The organism is Marisediminitalea oceani, from assembly GCF_003731635.1.
Taxonomy (GTDB): Bacteria; Pseudomonadota; Gammaproteobacteria; order Enterobacterales; family Alteromonadaceae; genus Alteromonas; species Alteromonas oceani.
In genome coordinates, this window is sequence record NZ_RCUA01000015.1 from 108,778 (window position 1) to 120,621 (window position 11,844).

13 protein-coding genes are annotated in these 11,844 nt (G+C 49.4%); 11 read left to right on the forward strand and 2 right to left on the reverse strand.

Annotation, left to right across the window (positions count from 1 at the left end):
* The 10 genes from D9T21_RS05570 to groL all read left to right on the forward strand — a co-directional run bounded on the left by D9T21_RS05570 (position 1) and on the right by groL (position 9,828).
* Positions 1-1,464 carry a mannitol dehydrogenase family protein gene (locus D9T21_RS05570; protein ID WP_123324095.1) on the forward strand — a complete coding sequence of 488 codons (1,464 nt, stop codon included), beginning with the start codon at positions 1-3 and terminating at the stop codon, positions 1,462-1,464.
* Positions 1,464-2,102 carry a bifunctional 4-hydroxy-2-oxoglutarate aldolase/2-dehydro-3-deoxy-phosphogluconate aldolase gene (gene eda / locus D9T21_RS05575; protein ID WP_123324096.1) on the forward strand — a complete coding sequence of 213 codons (639 nt, stop codon included), beginning with the start codon at positions 1,464-1,466 and terminating at the stop codon, positions 2,100-2,102. The genes D9T21_RS05570 and eda overlap by 1 nt, the downstream gene beginning before the upstream one ends.
* A complete protein-coding gene (locus tag D9T21_RS05580; RefSeq protein WP_123324097.1) occupies positions 2,099-3,013 on the forward strand; it encodes a sugar kinase in 915 nt (304 codons plus the stop codon). Before eda ends, D9T21_RS05580 begins: the two co-directional genes overlap by 4 nt.
* 158 nt (positions 3,014-3,171) lie before the next feature.
* Positions 3,172-4,539, forward strand: coding sequence for an alpha/beta hydrolase family protein (locus tag D9T21_RS05585; RefSeq protein WP_123324098.1), 1,368 nt, complete (start codon positions 3,172-3,174; stop codon positions 4,537-4,539).
* A 1-nt stretch (position 4,540) separates the two neighbouring features.
* The gene (locus tag D9T21_RS05590) at positions 4,541-5,572 is read left to right on the forward strand and encodes a sensor histidine kinase (protein WP_105933120.1); all 1,032 of its coding nucleotides are present in this window, start codon (positions 4,541-4,543) and stop codon (positions 5,570-5,572) included.
* Positions 5,563-6,279 carry a LytR/AlgR family response regulator transcription factor gene (locus D9T21_RS05595; protein ID WP_123324099.1) on the forward strand — a complete coding sequence of 239 codons (717 nt, stop codon included), beginning with the start codon at positions 5,563-5,565 and terminating at the stop codon, positions 6,277-6,279. Before D9T21_RS05590 ends, D9T21_RS05595 begins: the two co-directional genes overlap by 10 nt.
* 52 nt (positions 6,280-6,331) lie before the next feature.
* Positions 6,332-6,781 carry an FAD synthase family protein gene (locus D9T21_RS05600; RefSeq protein WP_105933122.1) on the forward strand — a complete coding sequence of 150 codons (450 nt, stop codon included), beginning with the start codon at positions 6,332-6,334 and terminating at the stop codon, positions 6,779-6,781.
* Entirely contained in the window at positions 6,778-7,383 is a 606-nt protein-coding gene (locus D9T21_RS05605) for an SDR family oxidoreductase (RefSeq protein ID WP_105933123.1), read from the forward strand. The genes D9T21_RS05600 and D9T21_RS05605 overlap by 4 nt, the downstream gene beginning before the upstream one ends.
* Before the next feature lie 474 nt (positions 7,384-7,857).
* Positions 7,858-8,148 (forward strand): co-chaperone GroES, encoded by a 291-nt coding sequence (locus D9T21_RS05615; RefSeq protein WP_070175315.1) that lies wholly within the window; start codon positions 7,858-7,860, stop codon positions 8,146-8,148.
* A gap of 33 nt (positions 8,149-8,181) precedes the next feature.
* Positions 8,182-9,828, forward strand: coding sequence for a chaperonin GroEL (gene groL, locus D9T21_RS05620; protein WP_123324100.1), 1,647 nt, complete (start codon positions 8,182-8,184; stop codon positions 9,826-9,828).
* Positions 9,829-9,922: 94 nt separating this feature from the next.
* Here the strand turns inward: groL and D9T21_RS05625 are convergent, their stop codons facing one another.
* The gene (locus D9T21_RS05625; protein WP_105933127.1) at positions 9,923-10,300 is read right to left on the reverse strand and encodes a DUF3224 domain-containing protein; all 378 of its coding nucleotides are present in this window, start codon (positions 10,298-10,300) and stop codon (positions 9,923-9,925) included.
* 105 nt (positions 10,301-10,405) lie between these two features.
* On the opposite strand from D9T21_RS05625, the gene D9T21_RS05630 reads away from it, so the two are divergent.
* Positions 10,406-11,224: a helix-turn-helix domain-containing protein gene (locus D9T21_RS05630; RefSeq protein ID WP_164464584.1), complete on the forward strand. Its 819-nt coding sequence runs from the start codon at positions 10,406-10,408 to the stop codon at positions 11,222-11,224.
* Between the two features lie 12 nt (positions 11,225-11,236).
* Here the strand turns inward: D9T21_RS05630 and D9T21_RS05635 are convergent, their stop codons facing one another.
* Complete coding sequence (locus D9T21_RS05635; RefSeq protein WP_123324102.1) at positions 11,237-11,764, reverse strand: NADPH-dependent FMN reductase; 528 nt, start codon at positions 11,762-11,764, stop codon at positions 11,237-11,239.
* Between the last annotated feature and the right edge of the window lie 80 nt (positions 11,765-11,844).

Below are 11,844 nucleotides of genomic sequence, written 5' to 3' on the forward strand. Positions count from 1 at the left end.
ATGACGGCGTCGTTAAATAATACTACGCTGGCAACGTTGCCAGCCGAGGTTAAAAAACCTGACTACGATCGCGTTGAACGCAGCCGCGGTATTGTGCACATCGGGCCGGGCGCATTTCACCGTGCCCATCAGGCCGTGTATACCGATATGGCGATGGCCTATGGCGGTAACTGGCTTATTACCGGTGTGTCGATGCGCAGCGCTACACTGAAACAAAAGCTGGCCGGTCAGGACAATCTGTATTCACTGGTAGTACTGGACAACGAGCCCTATGTGCAGGTAATCGGCGCTTTCGACAGCGTACTGGTATTAAATGAAGACCGTGAAGCCATTATGGCTGCGCTGACCGACGCCAATACCCACATTATCTCGTTAACGATTACGGAGAAGGGGTATTGCCTGGCCAGTAATGGTGAGCTCGATACGTCCCATGCCGACATCATGCACGATTTATCTAATCCTGATGAGCCGGTATCGGCGGTAGGGCTTATCGTGAGTGCGCTCAAGCACCGCTTTGAACAGCAACAGGCCGACATTACTGTCATCAGCTGCGACAACCTGGCTGATAACGGCAAAAAACTGGCCAAAGCCGTATTGCAGTTTGCCGAAAAAATCCAGCCGGAACTGGCGCAGTGGATTGAGAAGAACATTGCCTTTCCCTGCACCATGGTTGATAGCATTACGCCGGCCACCGATGAAGCACTGATTAGCCTGGCGGCCGATAAGCTGGGTGTTGAAGATGCCTGGCCTATTCAGCGCGAAGGCTTTACCCAGTGGGTGGTTGAGGATAAATTCAGCGGGCCGCGCCCGGCCTGGGAGAAGGTTGGCGTTACCTTTACCGATGATGTCGCCGCCTTTGAAAATGCCAAACTGCGTATTTTAAATGGTACTCACTCAACGCTTGCTTACACCGGGATCCTGCTCGGTAAAGAAACCGTTTACGAAGCGATTAGCGATACCGCCCTGGAAGCGTTTATTCGTCGCTTACTGAGTGATGAAATTATTCCGTCGATTAACGCCGAAGGCGTAATGGATTTACCGGCCTACGCGGAAGATATTTTAAATCGCTACAAGAACCGCCACATTCGCCACTTGTTGGCACAAATCGCCTGGGATGGCTCGCAGAAGCTGCCTTTCCGCGTGCTTAATACCGTGCGCGACAACTTAAAACTTGGTCAGCAGGCAAAACTGCTGTGCGTACCGATTGCAGCATGGATTCTATTTATTGCTAAACGTGCTAGCGACCAGGAAGAGCTGGTGGATCCGCTGGCAGAAACCTTAATTGGTTTAGCCAACCAGCACCAGGGTGACCTGGCAGCGCTCGGTGCAGCTGTGCTGAATCTGCCTCAGGTGTTTGCCGAACTGACGGCTAACACATGGTTTAAAGACACCGTGCTGGAATACGTTAAGGTGCTTTCGTCCATCAACGGCAGCAATGCTGCTGACGTGTTAGGAGCACTGTAATGAGCGACTTTAAAAGCCTGATAGAAGGCACGCCATTACTACCGATTCTGCAACCACAAAGTGTAGAGCAGGCCGTTAATATTGCCGGCGCCGTGCATGCCAGTGGTTTACGTAGTATTGAAGTTGTGCGCCGTACACCAGTAGCTGCGGCTGCGGTAACCGCCATTCGCGAAGCTTTTCCGGAGCTATTGGTGGGCATGGGCACAGTGTTAAATCAGGAGCATGTGCAGGAAGCGGTAGACGCCGGAAGTCAGTTTATAATTACCCCGACTATCAGTGAAAAACTGCTGTCGGCGCTGAGCGATATCACTATTCCCTATCTGCCTGGTACTGCTTCTCCCTCAGACATATTACTGGCCGTTGAGGCCGGCTTGTCGGAAGTGAAATTCTTTCCGGCCAGTTTAAGCGGTGGTGCCGCTATGCTGAAAAATTTCAGCGCTATTTTTCCGGAAGTATCACTCTGCCCAACCGGTGGTATTTCCAATTCTAATTTGCATGAGTACAGCAGCCTGCCTAACGTGTTCGCCGTGGGCGGCTCCTGGATGATTCCAAAGAGCTGTGTAGCAAGCGGCGACTGGCAGGGCGTAACCGCTGCCTGTGCGCTGGCGCAACAACAATTTACTAAGGATGCCGCGTGAAAAGAGTCGTCATTTTTGGGGAATGTATGGTGGAACTGGTGTCAACCAGCGCCACCGAACTAAAGAAGAGTTTTGCGGGTGACACCTACAACACCGCAGTGTACTTAAAGCGCAATGCGCCGGGTCTGTCGGTAAGTTACCTGACCGCTATTGGCGAAGACTTTTTAAGTAATGAGCTGCTGTTTGCCATGGGTGATGAGCAAATAAATACCGACCATGTATATCGCTGTAGCAAGCGTAACCTGGGTTTGTATATGGTACGAACCGACAAGTATGGTGAGCGTACCTTTGCCTACTGGCGGGATGGCTCGGCAGCCACACAAACCCTCAATGTGATGACTCAGGCCCCGGACAATATCGAGATGTTTTATTTCTCGGGTATTTCGGTGGCTATTTTAGACGTTGAGCAGCGCGAGAAGCTGTTTGACCTGATCAATACCTTACACAGCAGCGGATGCCGAATTGTCTTTGATCCTAACTACCGTTCGCACCTGTGGCGTGATCAGCAGGAAGCTCAGGAGTGGATGGATAAAAGTTATCAGGTTGCTGACATCGCGTTCCCTGGTGGCGATGATCACCTGGCGTTATATGGGCATACCAATGCTGATGATGTGCTCGCGCACCTTGCCCCGTTTGGCATTGGCGAAGTGGTAATGAAAAACGGCGCGGTAGGCGTGCATATTGTCAATCACCAAGGTCAGTTTATCGTTCCGGTGCAAACGGTAACTAATGTGGTGGATACCACCGCCGCTGGCGATGCGTTTAACGGCGGCTACCTGGCAGCGCGTTTGTCCGGTAAAAATGTGACTGAATCCGCCAGTTTTGGTGCCATGGTGGCCGGTACGGTTATTCAGCACCCCGGCGCTATTATTCCGGCCGACACGTTAAGAAAGGCCGTAACACCCCTTTAAGGAATATCTCAGCAGGGTAACTTTGCCCTGCTGGCTAACCGCTCATCCCCCTCCATTTACCATTTACCCGTCGTTATCACCGTTAGTCATTTATTCCACCAGACTTGATTTAATCAGGCATTCTGTGTTCCATAGCACAACCGTTAAGGAGACATTTCATGCTTAAATGGATAACAGGTTTGGTTGCCGGATTAGTCCTGGCAACTAGCAGCGCGGCCATGGAAACCGCGGGTGATTGGCACGGCGAACTCAATATTCAGCCTGGTGTATCATTGCCTTTGGTACTGCATATTGCGGGCAGTGAGCCCGACTGGCAGGTTAGTCTGGATAGCCCGAACCAGGGGGCATTCGGCATCCCGGGCAGTGCCGAGAAAATGACAGATACGCAGGTAACGTTGAAGTTTGCTGCCATCGGTGCTTCTTATGAGGCGGCGCTGGAAGACGGCAAGCTGGCAGGGACATTCACTCAAAGTGGCAAGTCTTTTGCGCTGACCCTGGCCCGCCAGAGCGAGGAAGGAAAAGAGAAAGCCAAACAAGCCGCGGCACGACCTCAGCACCCTGAAGCGCCTTTTCCCTATACCGTTGAAGAAGTCAGTTACCCACATACTACCGGGGCTTTTGAGTTTGCCGCAACGCTTACTCTGCCTGACGGCAAAGGCCCTTTCCCGGCTGCCATACTGGTGTCCGGCTCGGGCCCGCAGGATCGTGATGAGACCCTGATGGGTCATAAGCCTTTTCTGGTGATTGCCGACCATCTGACTAAAGCCGGCATCGCGGTATTACGGTTTGATGATCGCGGTACTGCTAAAAGTGGCGGTACCTTTGCCGGAGCAACCATTGATGATTTCAGCACCGACGTGGCATCCGCTTTCGAGTACTTAAACACCCGGGATGAAATAAACCAGCAAAAGATTGGTCTAATCGGACACAGTGAGGGCGGTGTCACGGCACCACTGTTTGCAGCCCGTCAGCCAGACGTTGCATTTGTTGTGTTGCTGGCAGGATTAGGTGTGGATGGCACAACACTATGGGCAGAACAACAACGGGATATGGCGGTGGCCTACGGATTGCCCAATGGCGAGGCTATTTATCAGGCGATGCGCGTGTTTGCTGAGCAGGTGATTGCCGGGGAAAGCCCTCAGGCCATAGAGCAGGATTTACTGAGCAAAGGTTATGACAAAGCCACAGCCCAACAGTATCTTAAAGTGGTGGCTAACGAGTGGGGGCGAAGTTTTTTAACCTATCAGCCTGAAGAGGTATTGCCAAAGCTGACTATGCCGGTACTGGCATTAAATGGCGAGAAGGATTTGCAGGTGGCTGCAGCCACGAATATCGGAGGTATGGAGGCCATTTTTGCAAGCTCGGAAAACGAGGATGTAACGCTGAAAATACTGCCGGATCTTAATCACCTTTTTCAGCAGGCTGAATCCGGCCTGCCGGACGAATATGGCAGGATTAATCAGACGTTTGCGCCACAGGCGCTATTGATTATCAGTGACTGGATCAGCAGCCGGGTGGGAGAATAGTGTGAAGCAATACTGGCTGCTCCAGGTTACCGGTTGGGGACTATTCTACGCCATTGACTCAATGTTAAAAGTGGCTGCAGGCATAGTCAGCTATCCGTTATTTATCGCTGTCTTTATCCTCTATGGCTTTGCTATGGCGGCTTCACATTGTTTGCGCATCTGGTATCGCCGCTGGCAGCGCTTACCCTTGTTAAAAGTCGTTGCCGGCGTCATAACAGCATCCCTGCTTGCTGCCGGCGGCGCAACGAGTCTGATGCTCGGCACCCTGGTGGTCATCAAAAACCCGATTATCCAACAGGCCAGTGGCGCATTGGATTTGCTGTTTATTAACAATTTGCTGGTGGTTTGGGCCGTTCTGCTTATCTGGAGTGGCCTGTACTTTTTTATTACCCGGCAACGTAAAGTAGATGAGCTTGAGACGACTCAGGAAGACCTCCAGCAAAACCTGCAACAGGCGCAGTTAAACGCCTTGCTGAGTCAGTTGAATCCGCACTTTATGTTTAACTGCATTAATAATATTCGTGCACTGATATTAGAAGATGCGGCTAAGGCCAGAGAGATGCTGGCCAATCTGGCTGATATGCTAAGGTATAATCTGCAAAGTGATGCCGGGGAAACCTCATCGTTGTCTGCCGAACTGGCTATTGTTGAGACTTACGTGAGCCTGATGAAGATGCAGTATGAATCCCGTCTGGCCTACCAGGTGACGGTGGACGATAAAGTTAGCCAGGATTGCCCCGTACCGCGATTAATGCTGCAATTGCTGGTGGAGAACGCTATCAAGCATGGTATCGCCAGGCAGGTAGAGGGCGGTGTGGTTAGCGTGTCTATCGGCCTTGCCGAGCATTGCCTGCTGATTGAAGTGGCCAACCCTGGTTCACTGAATGCCGGCCAGGGCGGTATAGGCGTTGAGAATATTCGTCAGCGGCTGGCAATACTTTATACAGAGCAGCAGGCGTTTACGCTGAGCCAACAGCAAGACAAGGTCGTGGCACGGGTACAAATACCGTATAAGGACAAACCATGCGGGTAGTCATAGTGGAAGACAGCCGACTGGCGAGACTGGAGTTGTGTGAGCAGTTGTCGCAACTGCCAAATGTCACTCTGGTGGGGCAGGCCGATACAGTGGAAAGTGCCACTGCTCTTATCGACGAAGTGCAGCCCGACCTGATTCTGCTGGACATCGACTTACCCGGAGGCACCGGCTTCGACTTACTAGAGCAACTTGAGGTATTGCCAAAAGTGGTGTTTACCACTGCCTTTGACGAATTTGCTGTGCGCTCTTTTGAAGTGGATGCGCTGGATTATTTGCTTAAACCCATTACCTTACCGCGATTAACCAAAGCCCTGGCCAAAGCTGAGGCGCAACTTGCCGCGCAAGAGGCTGTAACCACCGAGTCCAGACTGCATGGCGACAGCCAGTTGTTTTTAAAAGAGGGCGAGCAATGCTGGCTGATCAGGCTTAAGCAGGTACAGCTGTTTGAGTCGCTTGGGAATTACACAAGGGTTTATTTTGATCAGCATAAGCCGATGTTGAATAAGGCCATTTCGCATATTGAGGCGCGTTTGCCTGAAGCCGAATTTTTTCGCATCAACCGTTCAGAAATTATCAACCTGGCCTTTATCGACGATATTGAAGTGCCGCTTAACGGCCAGTGGCAGGTACGTATGCAAAACGGGCGTATTCTGGTGCCCTCACGCCGCCAGGCTCAGGCATTCAGGCAACGGTTATCACTGTAACCCCGCTTAAACAATGTTATCCTGATTACATAGCTACGCAGGAAGAATAAAAATGAAACCAATAGTATATGTATCCGGCACCTTTGATTTATTTCACAGTAACCATCTTAAGATGATTGAATATGGCGCTGGCTTTGGTGGTACTTTAATTGTGGGCGTGAGTACGGATGAACTTGTCTGTACCTATAAGAATCCCCCTGCAGTGCCTTATGAAGAGCGTGCGGCGATTATTTCTGCTTTAAAATACCCCAATATGGTTATCCCTCAGCGCTCGTTGGATCATACCGACCGGGTAAAAGATCTCAATATCGACGTGTTCGTGGTAGGGGATGACTGGCGCGGAAAATATGATTACCTGCGCGACTTAGGCGTGGAAGTTTACTACTTCCCTTATGGTGAAGGGGTGAGTTCCACCAGATTAAAACAGCAAATCACCGAACAATACAACAAGTTGAAAAGCACCGCCGATAAGCACGAAAACCCGGAGATTAAAAAATCATGAAGCGAGTATTAATCACCGGGGGCAGCGGCGATTGGGCGCAGAGTTTTAAGCAGCAATACGGTAATCAATTCCACATTGATACGCCAGGGCGCAGTGAGCTGGATGTCACCAGCGAAGACTCTGTTAAAGCCTATTTTGCCGGACTTTCTGCTCCCTACGATATTGTGATCAACAATGCCGGCTCTATCCATCCTAAGCGTATTCTGGAGTCTGACAGTGCGTTGTGGGTTAATGATATTCAGGTGAATCTGGTGGGTACGTATTATGTATGTAAGTATGCGCTTACTGATTCTGAATCTACTCAGCTAATTCAGATCTCATCAACGGCTGGGTTTAATGCCTACAAGGACTGGTCGTCGTACTGTGCGTCAAAAGCCGGCGTGATCACCTTATCGAAAAGTCTCGCTGCCGATGGTTACAACTCAATTTGTTTATGCCCCGGCGCTATTGATACCAAATTCCGCGATTACTTTGATTTACCAAACAATAATATGATGACCTGCGAACAACTCACCGGCTACGTGATGCAGGTAATCAACGGTGAATTTACACCCGGAGATGTGCTGTTTATCCGGGCTAACGAGTTTGAGTTGAATCCGTAAACAGGAATAACAAGCCAGCGTTGCAACTGTTTTGCCATAGAAAGTGAATTTATAGCGAGTCGCGGTAAACGTATTTCGCTAACGGGTGGTTACGGGCACGCAAATCGCGAATGAAAAACTGTGCTACCTTGGAAGCGCCCACCACATTTAAATGGGTGTTGTAGGTTTTGCCATCCGGATAGCGGGCGTTGAGCGATATTTAAGCATTCATGCTCTCGCCCTGTTATCAGGCCCTTGTTAAATAGCGATTGCCAGGCTGGCAATCGCCCTTCCCCCTGCCAATTTGTAGTATCTGAAAAAAATTTCACTTTTTTTTTAACATAGCCCTTGAGTTTATCCGGGTACTACCCCATTTATCCACGCAGACAAGATTTTACGGCCCTTACAGGCCAAAACCACGTAAAGGCTGCATGAATGCTCATGCATCCCAACAACACTTAAATTGAATAGTTGAATTATTCAGGAGATTTGAAAATGGCAATTCGTCCTTTACACGATCGCGTTATCGTCAAGCGCGCAGAGCAAGAAAGCAAATCTGCTGGCGGTATCGTATTGACCGGTTCTGCGGCAGAAAAATCGACTCGCGGTGAAGTAATCGCTGTGGGCAACGGTCGCATTCTGGAGAATGGCGAAGTGAAAGCATTAGACGTAAAAGTCGGCGACACCGTTATTTTCAACGACGGTTACGGCGTAAAAACCGAGAAGCTGGACGATCAGGAAGTACTGATCATGAGCGAAAGCGACATTCTGGCAATCGTAGAATAAGAACCCGTTTAACCGAATTAAGAGGAATTAATCATGGCAGCTAAAGAAGTACGTTTTGGTGATGACGCCCGCACAAAAATGCTGAAAGGCGTAAACATCCTGGCTAACGCAGTTAAAGTTACCTTAGGTCCTAAAGGCCGTAACGTTGTTTTAGACAAGTCGTTCGGCGCGCCTACCATCACTAAAGATGGTGTATCTGTAGCCAAAGAAATCGAGCTGGAAGACAAGTTCGAAAACATGGGCGCACAGATGGTAAAAGAAGTAGCGTCTAAAGCAAACGACGAAGCGGGTGACGGTACTACTACTGCAACCGTTCTGGCTCAATCAATCGTTACTGAAGGCTTAAAATCAGTTGCAGCGGGCATGAACCCAATGGATCTGAAGCGCGGTATCGACAAAGCGGTACTGGCAGCAGTTGAAGAACTGAAAGCCCTGTCTACTGACTGTGCAGACAGCAAAGCGATTGCTCAGGTAGGTACTATCTCTGCAAACTCTGACGCCGAAGTAGGTGACATCATTGCTCAGGCAATGGAAAAAGTAGGTAAAGAAGGCGTAATCACTGTTGAAGAAGGTCAGGCACTGCAAAACGAGCTGGACGTGGTTGAAGGTATGCAGTTCGACCGTGGTTACCTGTCTCCATACTTTATCAACAACCAGGAAAGCGGTGCAGTAGAACTGGACAGCCCGTACATTCTGTTAGTTGATAAGAAAATCTCTAACATCCGCGAATTACTGCCTACGCTGGAAGCGGTAGCAAAAGGCGGCAAGCCTCTGCTTATCATCGCTGAAGACGTAGAAGGCGAAGCGCTGGCAACTCTGGTTGTTAACAATATGCGCGGTATCGTTAAAGTTGCAGCGGTTAAAGCACCAGGTTTCGGTGACCGTCGTAAAGCTATGCTGCAAGACATCGCTATCCTGACTGGTGGTACGGTAATCTCTGAAGAGATCGGTCTGGAGCTGGAAAAAGTTCAGCTGGAAGACTTAGGTACTGCTAAGCGTGTTGTTATCAACAAAGACAACACTACCGTTGTTGACGGTGCAGGTGAAGAAGCAGCTATCGAAGCTCGTTGCGAGCAAATCCGTGGTCAAATCGCTGATTCAACTTCAGACTACGACAAAGAAAAACTGCAAGAGCGTCTGGCAAAACTGTCTGGCGGTGTAGCAGTAATCAAAGTTGGCGCAGCCACTGAAGTAGAAATGAAAGAGAAGAAAGACCGTGTAGAAGATGCTCTGCATGCAACTCGCGCTGCGGTTGAAGAAGGTGTGGTACCTGGTGGTGGTGTAGCACTGGTTCGCGCGGCTGCTAAACTGGCCGACCTGACTGGTGACAACGAAGACCAGACTCACGGTATCAAGCTGGCTCTGCGTGCAATGGAAGCGCCACTGCGTCAAATCTCTATCAACTCTGGTGCAGAAGCCTCAGTGGTTGTTAACGAGATTAAGAACGGCTCTGGTAACTACGGTTACAACGCAGGTAACGACACTTACGGCGATATGCTGGAAATGGGTATCCTTGATCCAACTAAAGTGACTCGTTCTGCGCTGCAGTTTGCTTCATCAATCGCTTCACTGATGATTACTACTGAAGCCATGATTGCTGAACTGCCTAAAGACGACGCACCTGCAATGCCTGATATGGGCGGCATGGGCGGAATGGGCGGCATGGGCGGCATGATGTAAGCCACCCATAAGCTAACGCTTATAAAGAAAGGCATTCTTCGGAGTGCCTTTTTTATTTCTGTTCCGTTTTAGTTCCGAACCTTCAGGCTATCAACTACTCACCAATAACATAGTCAGCTTTGCCGCCTTCGGCAGAGGTAAAATACCCAGTTTGTCCCTCCAGGGCCTTAATCGTGTCGCACTCAATAATGGTAAAGTGGCTGGATGCAACACCTTGCTGAAATGTGCCAGTGTGGCTTATCACCAATCGACAAGCCTGATTATCAATAACGCCGTTAATGTATTCAAAGCCACTGAAGGTAGCATCACCGGCAGCACTATAATGCATGTGATAAAACACCTCGCTGGTGCCTGTTAACTCGCCGCTATAGTGCTGTGAAACTTTGGCAGTATTGAGTTTACTGCCCTGCTCAAAGGTTTTTTCAGTAGTTTCCTGCCAGTCGGTTATCGAAAACATGCCCTCTAGTGTCATGTAAACCTCTTTATGATATATCCTGTTTGAGTTTGCAGGTTACCATTACTGCCGCCTTTGGTATTGTAAAAACACGTCACCCCAGCTTTTGTGAGAGCCATCGATTTGCAATACAGTCATCATCGCGTATCAGGCGTCATGCACCACAATGACAGTAAAAAACACTACCGCTTGCGCCGTTATGTGCCTGATACGCCATTGGCGAACCTTATTGAACAGTACTGGTTAGTAAACTGGCAGCTAAAAAACGGCCAGGAGCATGTTCAAAGGAATTTGCCTGATCCTAACTTTCACTTAACCTTCGATGGCCTGGGGGTAAAACTTATCGGGCCGGTGAGCAAAGTGTATCAGTATCCGATGGCTGCCAGTGGCTTTGTAATTGGTGTTAAATTTAATGCTGGTGCACTCAACGTGCTGTTGGACGGTCCAGCAAGCGATTATGTCGATAAGGAACTCTCTGCCAGCAAGTATTTCGGGTCAGGCGTGATTGACATTTTTGAAACACGTGCTGACGGCATGACCGACGAAATGATTGTATCGGCATTAAACAAGTTCCTGGTCCGCTTTGTAGAGCCTGTAACGGCAAAACAAACACAGGTGGCAGTGTTATTGGACTGCATTAAAAATAGCGGTGAGATTTATACCGTTGCGCAACTGGCGCAGCGCGCTGACCTTTCGGTGAGGACGTTACAGCGATTATTCAATCAATATATTGGACTGTCGCCAAAATGGCTGTTGCGTAAATACCGCTTGCATGACGCACTTGACGAGCTTGAAGCAAACACACTGACAATGGTTGAGCTGGCTACTCAGCTTGAATATGCAGATCAGTCGCACCTGATCAGAGATTTTAAGGATATGTTGGGGATGTCACCAGCGCAATACCTGTCAGACAGGTACGCGCCGGAAAACTCACGCTCTTAATAAGAGTGGATACTAGCCAGCTAATTTGGCTACTGCGGCTTTTAGTTCGGTGATAAGCGCTTCGTCTGTGGCTTTACCCGCCTCCGCATCGAACTTATCGTAGAAGCCTGGTACTGAAACCGTAGCCTTCACATTCGCTGCATAGAATGGTGCAGACGCTTCGGCCGCTGCTAACACTGATTTCGCGCCACTTGGGCCAGGAGAGGTAGCCAGATAAACCGCCGGTTTTTGCTTAAACAATTCACGGTCGATTCGTGTTGCCCAGTCGAACAGGTTTTTATATGCCGCCGGGTAATGGCCGTTGTGCTCAGCATACGAGATAACAAACGCATCAGCGTCGGCCAGGTCGTTTAAGAATTCTTTAGCGCCGTCAGCCTGGCCAATTTCTTTTTCCAGATCTTCGCTGAACATAGGAACATCATAATCATTGATGTCCAACACTTTAACTTCTGCGCCTTCAACCAGGCCAGCAGTATAAGTGGCCAATGCCTTGTTGATTGAGGTTGAACTGGTACTTGCTCCATAAGCTACAATTTTCATAATTTGCCCCTTGCTAATTTAATCATTATGGTAATGATAATGGAGCCTGATAAGCACATCCATCAGATTAAAACCCCACA